General features: G+C 55.6%; 15 protein-coding genes. All 15 read right to left on the bottom strand.

Annotated features, from left to right (window positions below; all coding sequences use genetic code 11):
* Window positions 1-35: 35 nt before the first annotated feature.
* Window positions 36-1031 (bottom strand): MBL fold metallo-hydrolase, encoded by a 996-nt coding sequence (locus ACFDAU_RS01195; RefSeq protein ID WP_413438258.1) that lies wholly within the window; start codon window positions 1029-1031, stop codon window positions 36-38.
* A gap of 10 nt (window positions 1032-1041) precedes the next feature.
* Window positions 1042-2118, bottom strand: a complete 1077-nt coding sequence (locus ACFDAU_RS01190; RefSeq protein WP_413438257.1) for a hypothetical protein — start codon at window positions 2116-2118, stop codon at window positions 1042-1044.
* 12 nt (window positions 2119-2130) lie between these two features.
* A complete protein-coding gene (locus tag ACFDAU_RS01185; protein ID WP_413438256.1) occupies window positions 2131-3231 on the bottom strand; it encodes a hypothetical protein in 1101 nt (366 codons plus the stop codon).
* Window positions 3232-3316: 85 nt separating this feature from the next.
* Window positions 3317-5788, bottom strand: coding sequence for a TonB-dependent siderophore receptor (locus tag ACFDAU_RS01180; RefSeq protein ID WP_413438255.1), 2472 nt, complete (start codon window positions 5786-5788; stop codon window positions 3317-3319).
* A gap of 155 nt (window positions 5789-5943) precedes the next feature.
* Complete coding sequence (locus tag ACFDAU_RS01175) at window positions 5944-6354, bottom strand: ExbD/TolR family protein (RefSeq protein WP_413438254.1); 411 nt, start codon at window positions 6352-6354, stop codon at window positions 5944-5946.
* A 12-nt stretch (window positions 6355-6366) separates the two neighbouring features.
* Window positions 6367-7068: a MotA/TolQ/ExbB proton channel family protein gene (locus tag ACFDAU_RS01170; protein ID WP_413438253.1), complete on the bottom strand. Its 702-nt coding sequence runs from the start codon at window positions 7066-7068 to the stop codon at window positions 6367-6369.
* A 1554-nt stretch (window positions 7069-8622) separates the two neighbouring features.
* Entirely contained in the window at window positions 8623-9597 is a 975-nt protein-coding gene (locus tag ACFDAU_RS01165) for a site-specific integrase (protein WP_413438252.1), read from the bottom strand.
* A 336-nt stretch (window positions 9598-9933) separates the two neighbouring features.
* Complete coding sequence (locus ACFDAU_RS01160) at window positions 9934-10227, bottom strand: high-potential iron-sulfur protein (protein ID WP_413438251.1); 294 nt, start codon at window positions 10225-10227, stop codon at window positions 9934-9936.
* A gap of 205 nt (window positions 10228-10432) precedes the next feature.
* A complete protein-coding gene (locus ACFDAU_RS01155) occupies window positions 10433-11359 on the bottom strand; it encodes a glutathione S-transferase family protein (protein ID WP_413438250.1) in 927 nt (308 codons plus the stop codon).
* Between the two features lie 64 nt (window positions 11360-11423).
* Window positions 11424-12119, bottom strand: coding sequence for a glutathione binding-like protein (locus tag ACFDAU_RS01150; protein ID WP_413438249.1), 696 nt, complete (start codon window positions 12117-12119; stop codon window positions 11424-11426).
* A 77-nt stretch (window positions 12120-12196) separates the two neighbouring features.
* On the bottom strand, window positions 12197-12538 hold the full coding sequence (locus ACFDAU_RS01145; RefSeq protein WP_413438248.1) for a tetratricopeptide repeat protein: 342 nt from the start codon (window positions 12536-12538) through the stop codon (window positions 12197-12199).
* Window positions 12539-12540: 2 nt separating this feature from the next.
* A complete protein-coding gene (locus ACFDAU_RS01140) occupies window positions 12541-13998 on the bottom strand; it encodes a TrkH family potassium uptake protein (protein WP_413438247.1) in 1458 nt (485 codons plus the stop codon).
* Complete coding sequence (gene trkA / locus ACFDAU_RS01135; RefSeq protein ID WP_413438246.1) at window positions 13999-15372, bottom strand: Trk system potassium transporter TrkA; 1374 nt, start codon at window positions 15370-15372, stop codon at window positions 13999-14001.
* Entirely contained in the window at window positions 15369-16634 is a 1266-nt protein-coding gene (locus ACFDAU_RS01130) for a sigma-54-dependent transcriptional regulator (RefSeq protein ID WP_413438245.1), read from the bottom strand. Before ACFDAU_RS01130 ends, trkA begins: the two co-directional genes overlap by 4 nt.
* The gene (locus tag ACFDAU_RS01125; RefSeq protein ID WP_413438244.1) at window positions 16631-18763 is read right to left on the bottom strand and encodes an ATP-binding protein; all 2133 of its coding nucleotides are present in this window, start codon (window positions 18761-18763) and stop codon (window positions 16631-16633) included. Before ACFDAU_RS01125 ends, ACFDAU_RS01130 begins: the two co-directional genes overlap by 4 nt.
* Window positions 18764-18769 lie beyond the last annotated feature (6 nt).

The raw sequence follows: 18769 nt of genomic DNA, 5'->3' as shown, positions 1-18769 counted from the left end.
GCAGTGACATGCTATGCATGGGCGATGTGTACTAACTAATAAGCGGCGTAGGCAGCTTTTCTATCCTCATCCGTAAGATTGTCAGTCGCGATAGGCTGCAACACTCTCACCGTGTTGCCGACCTCGATCACCATACGGTCATAACCCATTTCCAGTGGCCCGTGATACCCGGCGGCGCGTACGCGCTGCATAATCAGTTCATCGCCATATCGACCAGGCAATTCTTTCTTGACGATATGCGAAAACACAGCCATGCGAGGTCTGGCTGCAATGAACACCCGCGCAGCCTGCTCAGGTGTCGTCAGCTTGGCAAGGACCGGCCCCATTTCCGGCGCTGCCGTGAACCGTTTACTCATTGCAATCACGTTGTGAACGATCAAGTCGGCACCGCGCCCGTAGCTGACGACATGATCTGAAAACGTCGTATCCCCAGACAACACCACAGATCGATTTCTGAAATCAATCCGATAACCGAAGGCTGGATTGCCGTCACCATGCCAAACTGAAAATGCGGTCACCCGGACGCCTCCATGGTCGTAAATCACTCCATCCTTGATCTCGGTAACTGTAATCTGCAGATTCCTGATGTCATTAAACCGGTTGACCCGATGCCTCATATCAAACTGAAACATGGTCTGCATTCCCTTGATCATGTCAGCCGTGCCGCGCGGACCCCAGACATGAATCGGTTTATCACGGCCAAGCAGAAACCATGATGTCATCCACAATCCCGGCAGGCCTTCTATGTGGTCGCTGTGAAGGTGGGTGAAGAACACCCGGGTGACATCGGTAGCCTTGATCTTTGATTCGTAGAGCCGTTGCAGTACATTGCGTCCGGCATCAAAAAGCAGTGTCTGCCCGCCAGCTTCAACTAGCGTGGCATACCCTGCGCGATACGGTGTCAATTCAGGCCCGCCCGTCCCCAGCAGGATGACACGCATGTCAGGCTCTTCGCGTATGGCCTGCGCGTACGATGTGCCGACAAACAGCAGGGTCAAACCGGCCAGTAAGCGCAATAATCTTATCGTCATCGCAGCCTCATCAAGGCTGCGCGGGCAGTTTGTCGCGGTACGCAGGCCAGCCGTTAATCAACTTCTGTACCACCCGGTTACCCACCTGGTATGCCGCTTCCAGCGCCGGACGACCCTCTTCCGGATAGGGCGCGGTAGTACTCCAGGCGGCTGTTTTACCCTTGGGCGGCATGCTGTAATTGCTGGCGGTACGCAGTACCAGCACGCGGTCCAAGTCAATCCGATGGGTGCGCGCGAGGCGGCGCAGGGCGGTGAGCGTGCCACTGTCTTCCATGTCCGCCATCATAAAATTACTATCCTTGCCGGCTTGCAGATGCATCCAGTCGTTGGCCCACTGGTTGAGCTTGTCGCCGTGCCAGTAGGTGCTGGCTGACAAGTTGTCGCCCAGAGTCACAAAGGGTGGCCGGATCGCATTAGGATATCCGGTGTAGAGCTTGCGAAACGCAGCAATGCCGGGGCTGTCGGCCACCGGATGCTCTTTGGTAAGATCATAGGCCCACTCGGCCAATTTGGCGTTAAGCGGAAAATGGATGGTATCGACCGTCCAGCCGATGGATTTTCCGTTCGGCTGCTTGGCCCCCAGCGGCAACAGGCCGTAGGGCCATGTGGCAGGGATTTCACGGGCATCAATTTCGTACAACAGGTCGCCATCGACCACATGGCGCGCCCAGGCGGCAGTGCCGAGTGACACGTCCTGCGGGTCGCCCCCAGCGATGCCGGCGATCACCCAATAGGCTTTGGAGAGGTCAAAACGCGGGTCCAGTCCCAGCGCCATAATCGACGAGGTAGCATTACTGGTACCGCCGCCGGTGCAAATACCCAGCAGACCCTGATCATTCATGCGCAGGTCGTATTCACCCAGTGGAAACGGGTAAATATGGTCGAGTTTTTGCCGCTCTACCCAGAACTGGTATTCGCCGGGCGCATCGCCAGTCGGCTTGCCCAGCTCAAACATGCTCACCACCACCACTTTGACCGGAATCGGAGCAACGGCAGGTTCGGCATGCGCCTTAGACACTAGCGAGAATGCGCAGAGCAGTACAGCTATATTTCTGACCATATCCCCTCCCAGGGCGCCGAATGCCATGCAAATCTGGTGTTAATTCTGCACCTGTGCGACTGGCAGTTCTGCCGGAGTCCTATTGCGATACACATCCCAGTGATCGACAATCTCGTCAACGACTTTGGAACCCACTCGATAGGCCGCTTCCACCGAGGCATCCAGGCCGGCATAACCATCATGGTCCTGCAGCAGGTCATCCACCGCCGTGACACCCGGTGGCGGCATGGTGTAATTACTGGCCGTCCGCAACACCATGACCCGATTCTTGTCCACCTTGCCTGCCCGACTCAGATACACAAGCGATTGATAGGTGCCTGTGTCTTCCATGGCCGACGACACGAAATTACCCTTACCATTCGTCCAGTACTTGACCCATCGATTCCCCCACTCATTCAGAAGCTTGCCGTGCCAATAAGTCATACCTGCCAGGTTGTCACCCTTTAACACAAAAGGAGGTCTGCGGGCGTTTGGGAAGTTGGTATACAGCGCACGGCGTTTCTGGAGTACCGGGCTATCCGGCAAATATATATTGCGGGTCAGCTGATAGGCCCACTCTGTCATCTTCGGGTTTAGATGAAACATTTCCCCGGTCGGCTCCGGCTTGTTCGGATCGTATGGCTCTTTGGTCCCGCGCGCAAAATATCCGGTACTCCAACCGGCGGGAATTTCGCGGGCATCAATTTCATACGCCAAATCGGCATCCACTAAATACTCGGCCCAGGCGGCCGAACCGATTGATGCATCTTCCGGGTCGAACCCGGCGATACCGGCGACCAGCCAGTAGGCATGACTGAGGTCAAAACGTGGATCCATGCCCAGTTCCATCACTGCACTGGCGGATTTTGCGGTGCCGACACCGGTGACCATGCCGAGCACACCGGTACTGGGATTGAAATACAAATCATGGTGGTGCGCGAACGGGAAGCGTTGATCAAGTTTCTGGCGCTCGTGCCAAAGCTGGAATTCTCCGGCCTGATCGCCGCTGTCCTTGCCGACTTCAAACATGGTCACCACGACCACCTTGACTTCTATCCGCTTGGTGACAGCCATAGTCGTGGTGTCGCCGCGTGCTGTGCCAGTGGTCAGCAGCCCGACACTCAGTAGCAGGGGCAACAAGGTTTTAAGCATAATATTCATGGGTGCAGCGATTCCTTGCGTTGATTCGATTGACGCGCAAATCCCCGGCACAGCACGTCTGGACGTACCGGCCGGGATGAGGCGCTTAGAACTTGTAAGTCACTGTTGCCTGGTAGTTACGAGGCAATTCCGGCAGCACCACGTTGGAGCCGAACAGGTCAGTGAAGTTGGAGCGGAAGTAACGCTCGTTAGTCAGGTTCTTGCCATACAAGGATATCTTCCAGTCCTTGGTTTCATAACTGACACCCGCATTCAACAAGGTGTAGGCGGGCAGCTTGACTGCTTGCGAGAACCCCGAGTAGGTCGAATCGACATGGACCACACCTACCGAACCGGTCACACCAGACAGCATCCCCTTATTGATGTTGTACAACAGATTCAGGCTATAGATATTCTCGGGCACACCAGCCTTGCGACCATCGCCTGCAGGAATCAGCCCCCCCACTGCGCCGCCATACATATCTGCCGGATTAACGCCCACCGGAAGATCACCCGCACCCACAAAGCTGAACTGAGTACCATTCTGCAGTGCGGTCAGGTTGTAGACCTTGAGATTGGTCCAGGCGCCGGTCATTACCAGATTATCAGTCAGCAAACCGCGGAACTCGAACTCCCAGCCCTTCGCTTGGGTGGTGTTATTGGTCACCGTATCTTGCGCGTTATAATCCAGCCGTTCCTGCACGAAATGCGCCAGCGAGGTATACAGACGACCATTCAGAACGGTGCCTTTCACCCCGTATTCCTTGAGCCTGGAGCCCGCTACCGCATTGTCTTTTGCCAGCAAAGAAGCAGCAATCTCGCCCCCCTGACCGGTAATCATGGTGCTCTGGCTTGCGATGGTCACATACGGGCTGAAACCGGTTTTCGGGATGTCATAACTCAGGCTGGCGGACCAGGATTTGGCACCATTAGTTCTCGCCTGCTTGATCCCGGCAATCGCACCGCAAGTAAGCGCTCCGGGCACACAAGTGGATTCCATATCGAGCCAGTCATAGCGCCCACCAACCAGAAGGTGCACATCCTTGTAAAAATCATACTTCCCCAGCAGCGCCAGACCGTAATCGAGATAACTACCAATGTCGTGGGTGGAATATGGTTCCTGCCCGCGGGTGGCAAGGGTACGCGTGTCGATGGGCGAGCCTGGCTTGGTCAGATCGCGACGATCAAAGTACTCATACGCATAGTTGCCGCCGTGTTCGAAATTCTGATAACGGATCGACGGACTGAATTGATATGCTGCTTTGACGTGATTGCCATGTTTGGTGTCATAGGCAAAAATCAGATCATCCTCAAACGCGTAGGTTTTGGCGAACTGCGAAAATCCGTAAGCGTTTTCGTTGAGGTTATCCAGATTCTCATAAAACATCTTGTTGGTCATCGACATCTGGCTGCTGAAATCGTGGATAAAGTCGAAATACAGCGTAGTGACCTCATCCTTCAACACATCACCTTCCTGCACTAGCACCTGACTTCCATCCAGGTGCGCGGTGCCGGGGTTGAGCAGCTTCATCGCAGGGTGGGCCGCCAGCGTTGCATTGACTGAAGCCGCAGACTGCCCCTTTGGATTCACGATGAACGGATTCAGGCCACCCGGGATAGCCTTGATTTCGGATGCCGACATCAGTCCATCGCCGTTGGTATCTGCCGAGGCCGGACTGCCGGTGATGTAGGTGCCATTGTTGATCAGATCCTGCGTGAGGCGGTTCCAGCCGGCAACCTGATTGCCATTGTAATTCTGGTACATGCCCCCGAATTCGATGCGCGAGCTGGAGGTCAGATCCATGTCAACCGAACCCTGATAAAGGCTCTGTTTGGTCGAAGTATTCTGATAATAGGAGCCGGAATTTTCATCCTGTGCATAGAGATAGTAGCCAAACTTGTTGTCAAACAATTCACCCGGTCCGCCGACTTCGGCGCTGAGAATATTCTTGTCGAAACTGCCGCGCGTTACGCTGATCTGCCCTTTGTTACTGGTCATGTACTGACCGGTTTCCGCGCGCGCCGACTTGGGAACGAAGTTGAGATAGCCGCCAATGCGCGATGGACCATAAATCGGTGATGCCGGGCCACGCACGATGTCGATATGATCGCTGGCCCCGATCGGGGTCGGGTAGTTACCCGGGTTTTCAATTCGTCGCATACCTCGGAAATACACCTCGCCCGGCGTGCCGCGCAAATCCAGCGAGCCGGCTACCCCAAAGAACGACTGGGTAAAGGCGCCTGGACTCAGTGCAACCAGATCATTGATATTCGTGATATCGAAGTTGTTCATCATCTCGCTGGTAATCGAAGTCACCGAACGAGGCGTTTCCTTAACCGTCATGTCAAAACCGAACACCGATTTGATCGGCTCTTTCGGTATGACACCAAGACGGTCATCGGCCTGCCCTTTCACCACTACAGTATCCAGTTTGAGAGCGGGGGTGGTTGCCTTGGTTTTTTCAGTTTCCTTGGTTTTCTCTGTTTCCTGCCCGTATACAGTGCTCGGGGCCACCACGACGGCGCTTGCCAACATCATCAGCGTCAATGTAATCGCCCGCTTCTTCCGGGCTTGCATTGAGCAATTCATCTGATTGTGCTGGTTAGAACGCTTTGACAGCCTTGCTTCCTTTTTCATTGTGATACTCCCCTAACTATGGTTAATTGATAGAGTTCAACTTAACGCCGCGACTTCCCGGATTTTCAAATACTCAGCCCTCTCAGCCAGCGCGCTCACTGAGCCCCCTCACGGGTTGCAATACCCACGCCAGTGATCCCCTGTGCCCGCGCAATATCCATGACTTTGAGCAAATCCTGCAGGGAGACCGTCTTGTCGCCGGCAATGATCACCTGCAGGTCACGTCCTGTGTGCAGCCCCCGCAAGTACTCCGCCAACTGCGCAGCATTCATCGGCTGATCCTTCACCAGCATGCTGCCGTCCCCCCGCACCCCGATGACGATCTGGGTCGGAGGCAATTTTTCCGCGGTGCTCGCTCCAGGCAAATGCAGCTGGACTCCCGTACCGGGAATCATCTTGAGCGTCACCATGATGAAGAACACCAGCAGGAACATCATGATGTCGATCATGGGGATGATCTCGATGCGCGCACGCTCAACTTCGAAGTAATGGTGGGTTTTTGCCATAGGGCCTCCGGATCAGGAATATGCGGTCTTTGGTTGACCGGATTCGGTCGGGGCGCTCGAGGTATGTGACAGGCTATACACGTCCCCTGCTGAGGCTAGCGCCACTCCCCCGCCATGCAGCCGGTTGATGACCATGGTCTTGAGCAGTTCCATCTGATGCATGGCCAGACGCACGCGCTTGTTGAAGTAGTTCAGGAAAACCACGGTAATAATGGCGATGAAGAGTCCGCCGCCGGTGGCGATCAGGGCATGCCCGATACCTCCTGTCACCGCATTGGGATTGTTCGCGTCTCCCAGCACGTCAAAGGTCTCGATCATGCCGATGATGGTGCCAAATAGACCCAGCAGCGGCGCCAGCGTGACCGTGGTGTCCAGAACCCAGAGCAAACGATCCAGCTTGGGCAGCTGCCAGAGCATGTTTTCCTCGATATGGCGGTCCATCACTTCGGCATTCTCGCCGCGGGAACTCAGGGCGGTGGCCAATACCACGGTCTGCGGTGCGCCCGCATAGTGTTCCACCACCTGTTGCAGGGCCTTGCGGTCTCCATAGCGAACCTTCTGCACCGCGAATTCCATCGCATGGCCCATGCGGATGATCCAGTTGAAATAGTAGAACCGCTCCACGATGATCATCAGTGCAAGCAGCAATAGCACTGCCATGAGCGGCAGCAGCCCCCCCGACATGACACTCAATTGAATCAAATAGGCCAGCATGGTCCGTCTCCTCGCGGTGAGCAGGCCGCTCGCACGGCCCGGAAATTAAATGTGTACTGCAAAAAAATGTCCGGGACTTTGCATTGCGGCACGCCCAAAACAATAGCCAACTGATTGTGATTCAATTGAACGTCGCGACTACATGGCGTGGCCGGAAAATGGCGGACACCAGGCAGACGGGGAAAAACCAGGTTAGAAACATAAAATTGAATCCAAGTAATCTAGCTTTTGTGTACAATGCAAACGCCATGCCAGAATTAATAATCGCCATTAATCAATGTGTTATAAAAATTATGTCCATTAATCAGAATTTTATGATTCGATTTTATGCGCTATGACGCAGCAAAATCAGCAACGCCTGCACGATAATAGTGCGTACGATTTTGATCGTGGTATGCCCGGAACAAACGAAAAGGTATTGATTAAAGGAGGGCTTGGGATTTCCAGCTGGAACTGCAATGGTATTTAGTGCATTTTCAAACAAAGAGGGTTCGAGCTGAGCCTGCGCATCAAGCCTGGTGGGGGGCTGGTCGCTTACGATTCATGGTTTTTCCTCTCTGTTAATCAAGCCGGCTTGACCGGCGTTGGTTTGGCTAGTGGATTCGTTTCCCCGCTCACTGGCGCTGGCGGGGTCGAAGTCCGATAGCGGTGCCGGTCGGATTGATAACAAGAGAGCAAAGCAACTGTGCTGCTGTGAGTCCGTTGTTGAAACGGCAGGGTAAAAGGTGCGGTGTGAAAGGCACTGCGATTGAATCGGCAACCCGCATGCCAGAGTGATTTTTGCGGGCGGGCGGGGTGCCCAATCACTGGGCTAAGTGAGGGTTTTACTTTAATCCGGGAATGGATAAACCAAGTAGCTCTTTATTCTAAAAGAAGCCATTGAGTCACTTGAGCACTGAGTTGCTGTAATAAGATCACCACAGCGGATGGTCCACGGGTATGAAGTCCTTCAGCTTGGCACTGTAAATTCTCTTGTATCCCCTACGATCCATGTATCGCATTCGCCCAAGGGCGATAATATGAACACAATATCGATTACTGCCAACCAGAGAATCCCGTTTACACGCGGGCAACTTTCAATAGCCTGTGGAAATCAATGAGGTCATAGCTGATAGATTCTCAGGCCCATGGATAGACCAGACGCGCTGGTTTGCCTTGGAGGACGCCAAAAATGGAGCGAATTAATGAACCGTGCAGAGATTGAAATATTGCCAATCCATGATAGGTTTTTCAAGGGAAAACTGAGCTTCCGCTACGTCCGCCTAGATGAGATACCTGAACCGCATCGTATAGCATTTTGGGAGTTGCTTTACGGACGAGGCATACCTGTCGTGGAGGGGGAAGGTATTTGCGCTTACGCTGCCGACTGGCTCGAATATCTGCGCAGAGTGGCCAAATCTTAAACTGTCGAGAGCGCCTCTTCTCGGCGGAGTTTCTTGCTCCTATTAGATGGTCTTTTTTGACGCCCATCCAACCGACCCGATGCACATAAGCGTCATTCATTGCATAGCGCCACCACTCACCGCGCGGGGTAGATGCGCAAGAACAAGTCGCCTAACCAAGTTTCTTCGCCAAATCCTCTGCTCGTAAATGAGTATATCGCTTCAGCATCTGCAAAGTCTTATGGCCAGTGATCGAGGCAACCTCCATTGGGTTCAAACCCTTCTCGAAAAGGCGCGAGGCGGCTTCATGCCGAAGATCATGGAATCGCAAATCATCTATGCCTGCGCGTTCGCAGGCGCGGTCAAAGGCTTGGGTGATTGAATCGGGAGCCATACCAAATACCCTACCACTAATACGAGCGGGCTTTGACGAAAGTAACTCAACAGCGCGGCTCGAAAGAGGCACAGTCCGGCTTTCCCCATTCTTCGTGTCTGTTAGGATAAGCGTACGTTTCAGCAGGTTCACATTTTTCCGAAGCAGCCCTGCAATTTCGCTCCGACGCATGGCTGTTTCTACGGCAAGCAGGACGATGGTTCCAAGCTCAAGGGACTCAGTTGTTTCCAACAATCTGTCCAGTTCGCCGGGTTCCAGGCGACGATCCCGGGACTTCGGCAATTTCGGCTTTCTGACAGCCTCGACTGGATTCGATAGACTTTCCATCCCCCATTCTTTCCTTGCGACATTGAATATATGGGATATCACTGCTAGTTCACGTCCGACGGTTGCAGCTGCTACAGAATGCCCGCGCTTGTCGCGATATGTAGCAATGTCCGCCCCCCGGATAGCGGCCATGGCCTTGTTGGCAATATCATGTCGCTTGATTATATTGACCTTGCTGATTTCCCGGTTGTTACTTTTCTTCAAAGGTACGATTTCGGAAAGATATCGCTCAAGACATTCTCGAAGCGAGGTGTTTTCGGCTTCAGCCGATGGACGGAATACTCCTCGCCCCATCTCACTTTCGATTGTGGCTGCCCAAAGTTCCGCATCCGCTTTAGTTTCGAAGGTCTTCGTCTGGTTCGGAAAATCCTTCCTGCGTATTTGACAATGCCACTGATAATCACCTTTTTTACGGATTGTTGCCATTGTCAACCTCTAGCTTACGGATGCTTCCAGTGTGCCAAAATTGTGCCAACAATTCAATTTATAAGTACTATATCAATTGAACATTGCATTTAGTTTCGCATTCGCAATGCGAAGGTCGGGAGTTCGATCCTCCTCGTCTCCACCACATACCCCATCCGCAATAATAATTTGTACCGACTGATATCGGTACTCTCGCAGATTCAACTAAAAAGGCTGAATCAGTACACCGTTACAAGCGCCAAACAAAAAAGCCGTATCAGAGACAGAATTGGCCGGTCTTTCGTGGCCCGACAAATCGGGATGGTGTACTGACCCTATTGAAGTACGACAGCAGGCTCAGGCTTTTGGTGCGTAGGCAATACAATAACCTTGTGGACTGATTGCACCTTCCACTACTTTGCAAGTGCCTTTCGCCTTGGCCGTTTTACCGGGAATAAACTGAATGCAGTTACTGCATTCCAGTTTTCCTTTAGGGTGATCCTGATATTGCATGGCTGCCTGTGTCGCTTTGGCTGCTGCCGATGCGTCTTTGCTGATGATGGCTGCTGGTACGACTGCGATACTTGCCAATAGAGCGGCGCCTTTCAGGAAAGAGCGGCGAGTGACTATCTTGCGATTTAACGTGTCCAACTTAACCTCCTGTAAGAAAGAAAAGCAAACTCATAAATATATAGAATCCGGGATGGCATTCTATCGACGCAATAGCAGCCAATCTCCCAATTGCCTATTGGCTACTTGATCATTCTAGTCCAGTTTGTATCGTCTCGAAAGTGCGATTCCGCACACAACAGCATGGCCGCATTTGACAGCGCGACACGGCGGCGAGCTGCCAGTATCAGCAAAGCGTCACGCGGTAACCTACACGAGGAAAGTGGACGGCAACACGTCCGCAATCCGGATGCTCGCGAGATATCGCAATCGTGTCACGATCGACGGCAAGTACCTTGCCCTCAACGAGTTGGTCGCCGCCATGCGTAATGGGTACAACCGTGACTTTCATGCCCGGCTTGAGACCTTGCGGATCATATGCGTCGGGCTTTTCAGCCGTGTCGGGTTCTGCCGACTTCGCAACAGCCAGCGCCTCAGCCGGTGTCATGGGTGTTGATTTGCCATGACCGATCGCCTGCATGCGCTGCACCCAGGCGTTGAGCAGCGGGAATTCGGCCATAAATTCGGGTGCTGCTGCATAGCGTTCGCGCACGAACCAGACGAGGTACCAGGCGAGCAGGTCGGACATGCCCGGCTCACCACCCAGCATGAAATGCTGTCCGCTGCTCAGGCAGGCTTCCAGCCAGCCGAGTTGAGGACGCAATTGGGCCAGCGTGTGCGGCAGATCAGCGGCTTCGTTTTTGAGATCGCCCTGTTCGCCCAGATAGAGCCGCGTTCGATCCGCAATGAGTGCCGCAGGCAGCTTGTCAGCAACCGGTGCGAAAGCCACACGGAACGCCAGTTCGAACATCGCGCCATCGGACCAGCGCGAGAGCGCGAAAGGCAGACCTGCGCCGTTGTTCGGGAAAAAAGTCGGGGTCGGTACCCGGTGTTCCAGCTCGCGCAGAATGCATTGCGTATCGCAATAAATGTCGGCACCAATTTGCATGACGGGAATGCGCCGGTAGCCGCCGGTCATGGCGAACAGTTCGGGCCGGTCCGGCAGGCGGTTTTGTTCGACAGAGCGCCAGGCAAGCTGCTTGAGCCCCATTCCGGTACGGATTTTCTCGGAAACGGGGGAAGCGGGATAATGATGAATAATGATTTCGGTCACAGCGTTCATTCCTCAATTTGTATAGATTGCATGGCTATCGTCAATATCATTCAGGCGGAACCACTCATTTCACGACGCCGGCCGTCTGCCCGAACAATATCGAGCGCGATACGTCGGATACCACCGGCCGCTCGTTGATCTCTTGCGCCGCCTGATAGGCGCGTTGCACAGCGGGACGTGCCTGGATGGTCTCGAACCAGCGTTTGAGGTGCGGGAAATCTTCCAGCTTTTGGCCCTGGCGCTCGTATGGCACGACCCAGGGATAAATCGCCATATCTGCGATCGAATAGGCACCAGCGACGAATTCGCGGTCGGCCAGGCGCTTGTTCAGTACGCCATAGAGGCGATTGGTTTCTTTAACGTAGCGCTCGATGGCATAAGGGATTTTTTCCGGTGCGTATTGCACGAAATGGTGATTCTGACCCGCCATCGGTCCGAGTCCGGCCATTTGCCAGTACAGCCATTGCATGACTTCGGTGCGGCCGCGAAGATCGGCGGGCAGGAATTTGCCGGTCTTCTCAGCCAGATATTGCAGAATGGCTCCTGACTCGAACACACTGATGGCGACGCCGCCATCAACAGGCGCGTGGTCGATAATCGCCGGGATACGGTTATTCGGAGCGATGCGGAGAAAATCCGGCTGAAACTGATCGCCTGCGCCAATGTTCACCGGCACGATACGGTAGGGTATTTCCGCCTCTTCCGTGTAGATCGTGATTTTGTGACCATTTGGCGTGGTCCAGTAATAAACGTCTATCATTTTCGCCTCCATTGCTGGTATCGCGTCAGCTGTTGGCTCTCGCAAAGAACGATTCCATGCCGGATAAATCCCTGCTGTTATTTGCCATCGGTTGCGCCAAGCTGTTTTTCGATGCGATGCGCAAATACAGCCATTTCCTTTGCGGCCTGTTTGTCACCTTTTGCTTCAGCTACGGCGATGCCGTCATGGTATGCAGCCAGGGCTTCGGCAGGATGTCCGGATTCGACCAGCGCACGGCCCAATAATTTCCAGGCGGCGGAATATTTTGGATCCTGCACTACCGCCTGCTTCAGGTGCGTTGCAGCATTGGCAGGATCGCCGATCTTGAGATATTCATTGCCGAGAGAGAAGCGCAGCAGGGCATTGTCCTTGCCAGCGGCAAGCATTTTTTCGAAGTTCAGTATGATGGGTGTGGTCATGGTTATTTGCGCCAATAAGCCGGTGTGAATAACACCAGCAGGGTGAATAGTTCGAGTCGGCCTAGCAGCATGGTAAAGCTGCACACCCAGGTCTGGAAGTCGGTGAGGATGGCGTAGGTGGTGGCGGGCCCGACTTTATTCAGGCCCGGCCCGGCGTTGTTGATGCAGGCGATGATCGCGGAAAACGCCGAGACGAAATCCAGCCCGCTGGCAACCAGCACCAGGGTGAGCGCGATGATGCTGATGATGTATAGCATGACCAGCGCCTGCACGCCGAACACGATCTGATTGCTGATCACGCTCTGGCGGAGTTTGACCGGCAGCAGGGCGTTGGGGTGGATTTGTTTTTCCAGTTCGCGCTTGCCCTGTTTGAGCATCAGCAGCGTGCGGATCATCTTGATGCCGCCTCCAGTGGAACCGGCACTGGCGGTGACGCAGCTGAGCAGCAACATGGTGAGCGGGACGAATATCGGCCACAGGTTGAAATCGGTACTGACGAAGCCGCAGTCGGTGGCGAGCGAGACCAGGTTGAAGCTGACATAGCGCAGCGCCGTCCAGTAGTTGGCATAGGTGCCAACGTACCAGAGATAACCTGCCAGGCTGGCGCAGGCGACGAAGATGAGGCCAAGCATCGGCAGCACTTCAGGGTCAGTGAGGTAGACGCGCAGCGAACGCCCGCTCAAGGCGAGAAAATGAGTGGCGAAATTCATCGCTGCCAGCAGCATGAAAACGATCAGCACAGCTTCGATGGCAGGCGAATTGAAATAGCCGACGCTGGCGTCATGGGTGGAAAGGCCGCCCAGCCCCATGGTGGCGAAGGCATGGCAGACCGCGTCGAACCAGCTCATGCCAGCCAGTTTGAGCGACACGATGCAGGCCATGGTAATGCCGCTGTACGCCAACCAAAGCGCCTTGGCGGTCTGGGCGATGCGCGGCGTGAGTTTGCTGTCTTTCATCGGTCCTGGCGTTTCGGCCTTGAACAGCTGGCGTCCGCCGACACCCAGCAGCGGCAGCACCGCCACTGCCAGCACGATGATCCCCATGCCGCCAAGCCAGTTGAGCAGCGTGCGCCACAGGTTGATCGACCGGGGCAACTGATCCAGCCCACTCAATACCGTGGCACCGGTGGTGGAGAGGCCGGACATGGTTTCGAAGTAGGCGTCGGTGAACGACAGGTGCGGCAGGTAAATCAGCAGCGGCAAAGTGGCAAACGCGGGCAGCACCGCCCACACCAGCACCACCAGCAGGTAGCCGTCGCGGATTTTCAGTTCGCGGCGCAGGTGGCGGGTGGAGAGCCAGAGCAGCAATCCGGCGGCGAAAGTGATCAGAATGGCGTCGTCATACGCGCTTCGGGCAGCGTCATGGTAATAAAACGATACGCCCCACGGCACCAGCATGGTGAAGGCAAACAGCAGCACCACCAGGCCAATGACGTTGAGAATGGGAAAAACGCGCAACACTTATATGAACCCGAAGCCGACCTGGAACAGCTTTTCCACCTTGGGAATCATACGTTTGTTGGGCACAAACAGGATGATGTGATCCTCGGCTGCGATTTGTGTGTCGTGGTGTGCGATGATGACTTCTTCGCCCCGGATAATCGCGCCGACGGTAACGCCTTCGGGCCATTTCACCTCCTCGATGCGGCGATTCACCAGCTTGGAGGTCTTGGTGTCGCCATGCACGACCGCTTCAAGCGCTTCGGCGGCCCCGCGGCGCAGGCTGTGTACCACCGCCATATCACCACGCCGCACATGCGAGAGCAGCGGACCGATGGTGGCCTGCGCAGGTGACACGGCGATGTCGATCTGGCCGCCCTGCACCAGATCGACATAGCTGGCGCGATTGATCAGTGCGATGACCTTACGCGCGCCCATGCGTTTGGCTTGCAGAGACGCCATGATGTTGTCTTCGTCATCGTTGGTGAGCGCGCAGAACACGTCCATGTCGTCGATGTTCTCATCCTCGAGCAGGGACTCATCGGTGGCGTCGCCAACCAGGATCAGGGTGTTGTGCAACTCGGCGGCGAGCCGAGCGCCATTATTTTTGTTGTGGTCGATGAGCTTGACCTGATAGTCGTTTTCCAGCGCAGCAGCGAGACGGCGGCCGATATTGCCGCCACCGGCAATCATTACCCGGCTTACTTTTTTGTCGAGGCGACGCATTTCCTTCATCACGCTGCGGATGTTTTCGGTGGCCGCGATAAAAAACACTTCGTCGCCGGATTCAATTACCGTGTTGCCCTCCGGAATGATGGCGCGATTGCCCCGGAAAATCGCCGCCACGCGTGCATCCAGCTTCGGCAAATGTTTGCGTATGTCACGCAATTCGTGCCCGACCAGCGGGCCACCGTGATAAGCGCGCACCGCAACCAGGCGCACCTTGCCAGCAGCGAAATCCAGGACCTGCAATGCATCCGGATAGTCGATCAGGCGGCGCAGATAATTGGTGATTTCCTGTTCCGGGCTGATGGTGTAATCCACACACAGATTTTCTGCCGAGAAGATTTGCGGGTGCTTGAGATAATCGGTTGCGCGGATGCGCGCAATCTTGGTGGGAATGTTAAATAGCGATTCAGCCAGTTTGCAGGCCAGCATGTTGGTTTCATCGCTCTGCGTCACCGCCACCAGCATGTCGGCGTCTTCTGCCCCCGCTGCGCGCAGCACCGAGGGGTGTGAAGCGGAGCCCACCACGGTACGCAGGTCGAGGCGGTCCTGCAGCAGGGCCAGCTTGTCCGCGTCGAGATCGACGATGGTCAGGTCATTGGCTTCCGAGACCAGATTTTCCGCCAGCGTCGCACCGACTTGCCCGGCACCGAGTATGATGATTTTCAAGGATCAACCTTTTTGCCGGGCTTGATGCCGAGTTGTTTTAACTTCCTGTACAGATGGGTACGCTCCACTCCCGCGTGTTCCGCAACGCGGCTCATGTTGCCGTCTTCCAGCGCGATCAGACGTTCGAAATAACTGCGCTCAAACGCATCGCGTGCCTCGCGCAGTGGCAGCTCTATCGCGACCTCCACAGCAGCCGGTGGCGAAGCGCGCGGCGCCAACGGGCGCAGCGCATGCTGTACGGCTTCGGCGCTGATTTCGTCAGCGTCAGCAGTCATCAGCAGGGTATGGACAATATTATCCAGTTGCGGCAGATTTCCCGGCCAATCTGCGTTGCGCAGTGCGTTCAACGCGGCGGTGCCAAAGCGGCGCGGCGGCAGCTGGTTGGCTTCCACCAGTTGCGCCAGCATGTAGGCTGCAATGTCCGGAATATCTTCACGGTGTTCGCGCAGACTGGGCACGCGGATGGTGAGCGCACCCAGCGCGTAATACAGGCGGCTATCGAATTCACCTTCGGCAGCACAGCGAGACAGGTCGTCGCTGCTGACACATACCACCCGTACGTTATACTTTTCCGCGCGCTCCAGCGCCAGCGCCAGGCCTTTTTGCGCGAGCTTGCCAAGGTTGGCGACTTCCGGAATGTACAGCACCCCGTCGCGCGCCTGTTGCAGCAAATCCAGCGGTGCGTCCACCAGGCGGCTGGTGTCGTCCAGCTCAACCCAGTTGCTGTTGGCTGGTTGCAGAAAACGCGCACAGATGCGCGCTCCGCTGCCCGGCTCGGCCAGCAGCAGCACCGGCGTTTTCAGGTTGGCGATACGGCTAAGCTGTTCCTTCAGATGCTGGATCAGCGCACCGCGTCCCAGGCCCGCCAGGCTCATGCTGGGCTGGGCGCGGGCTTCGCCGGGCTTGAGCACACGCTTGATGGTGGACAGTAATTTATGCAGTGCAATGGGTTTTTCCAGAAAGTCGGCCGCGCCCAGGCGCGTGGCTTCGACTGCGGTATCGATGGTGCCATGGCCGGACATCATCACCACCGGCATGGTGAGCTGACCATTGCCTGCCCACTCCTTGAGCAGGGTGATCCCGTCGGTATCGGGCATCCAGATATCCAGCAGCACCAGATCGGGCCGCGCTTTGTGGCGCAATGAACGCGCGGCGCCGGCATTTTCCGCCAGACTGATGTCGTAACCCTCATCGGTAAGAATTTCCGAAAGCAGTTCACGAATCCCTGGCTCGTCGTCCACTACCAAAATTTGACCGCTCATACGCTGGTCTCCAGGATAGGCGCTGCGGGCAAGCGAATACACACGCTGGCTCCGTGCGGTTTAATGTTCTCAATACGGATCATGCCGTGATGTTCCTCGATGATTTTCTTGACGATGGCCAAGCCTAGGCCGGTTCCCTTGGGTTTGGTGGTGGCGTAAGGCTCAAACAGGCGCTCCATGAGCGCAGGAGGGAAACCCGGTCCATTGTCCGCAATACTGAATTGGACGCCGCTTTCACTCTGGGTAGTCGTCAACACAATGTGCGGATCATGCGAATCTGCCAGCGCATCCTGAGCGTTCTGCAGCAAATTATGAATGACCTGGCGCAACAGCTTGCGATCCCCCAGCACTTGCGTCAAATCCGCGGCCAAATTAAGCGCCATACCCGGCCCAGGCTCGTACATGCTCAGCACTTCACGCACCAGAGCATTGAGTTCAATCGCCTCCAGTTGCACGGTCGGGGTACGCGCATATTCAGCAAAAGCATTGACCATTTCTTTCATCGCCGACACCTGGTTGACAATGGTCTGGGTCGAACGTGTCAGTGTTTCCGCATCCACGGCATCAAGCTTGCTGGCAAACTTGTGCTGGATGCGCTCCGCCGAGAGTTGAATCGGGGTCAGCGGATTTTTGATCTCATGCGCCAGGCGCCGCGCCACTTCGCCCCAGGCTGCATCACGCTGCGTCTTGATCAGGTGAGTAATGTCGTCGAATACCAGCACATAACCGTTATCCACCCCGCTTGGTAGATGGGTGCCATGAACCAGCAAGGTACGTTTATTGCCATCCGCACCATATTCAATCTGCTGGCGCCAGCTGATGTCACCATGCAGCTTGAACTGTGCGGCAATCGCCGCGGCAAATTCAGCCAGTGCGGGCGCCCGGCTGCCCCATTGATAAAGTTGCACGCCACGCAGCGTTCCCGTCGTCACATCAAGTATCTGCTCGGCCAGCGGGTTGATGCTGCGCACCTGCAATTGCTCGTCGAATGCGACCACGCCCGAGGTCAGGTTGGCGAGGATGTTTTCCAGGTAGGCGTGCGATTTTTCGATCTGCTCGCGGCTTACTTCGGCGGCATTGCGGGCTTCGGCCAGCTGCCGCGTCATGCGGTTAAACGACTGGGTCAGGATGCCCAGCTCGTCGCGGCTATGCACCGGATGCATCTGGGTAAAATCCCCTTTGGCAATGGCGCGCGTGCCCTTGGCCAAAGCGCGCAATGGTGCGGCCATCTGCTCGCTGATAAGAAATGCCAGCGCTATCATTACCAGCAACGCCAGCAGCATGATGAGCGTCAGCGTCAAGCCATACAGGCGTTTCAAGCCCAATCGAGACAGCGATAACTCCTGATAATCCTGATACGCTGTGCGCACGGCTTCGGCATCCTTGGCCAGTTTTGGCGGCACCGGCTGCATCAGCTGCAGCACGCGAATATTTTCGGTGAACGACAGCAGATTGACCGGCACCACCACGCGCACAAACAGACCTCGATTCGGAATAGACTCGATGCGCGAGTAGGGCTGTTGCTGGCGTACCTGCCACAGGATGGCATTGCCGGGAATCATTGGCAACATTCCGGCGCGCTCGTTACCGGCAAAGGCGATGATTTTGCCCCGTTCGCTGAACAAGGTGGCCTCCTGTACCCCGGACTGCTCGCGCAGAGTATTCAGCAAATGGATATGCGCAGCGGGCGGCTGGTCAGCCAGCGCCAGTGCCATGGATTCGGCTTTTTTGGTGAGCTCGCGCTGCAAGTTGTCGAGCACCGCCTGTCCCAGGTTGAGACCGCTGCCCAGCGCATTGTCCACGCGCACATCGAACCAGGATTCGATGCTCTTGGACAGAAACTGCACCGATACGCCATACACGACGGCGCCCGGCAACAGCGCCATCAAGCCAAATACCAGCATCAGGCGCACGGTGAGCTTGGCACCAAACACGCCGTGTTTGATCTTGTGGCGCAGCTGGATGATCTGATAGCCCACCAGCACCAGCAAAGCCGTTACCAGCGCACCGGTTACCGCCAGCAGATAGGGGAAATTGCGTGCGAACAGTTCGGTATTCGCGCTCGCGCTGGACAGCAGATAAACCAGTACGGCACCAATGCCGAACCCAAGCAGTACCAGATACTTCATCTACTT

The sequence above is a fragment of the Sulfuriferula sp. GW1 genome, from assembly GCF_047300855.1.
GTDB lineage: Bacteria > Pseudomonadota > Gammaproteobacteria > Burkholderiales > Sulfuriferulaceae > Sulfuriferula.
The sequence above is the reverse complement of the archived record's forward strand: the minus strand, read 5'-3'. Positions and strand labels throughout refer to the sequence as shown.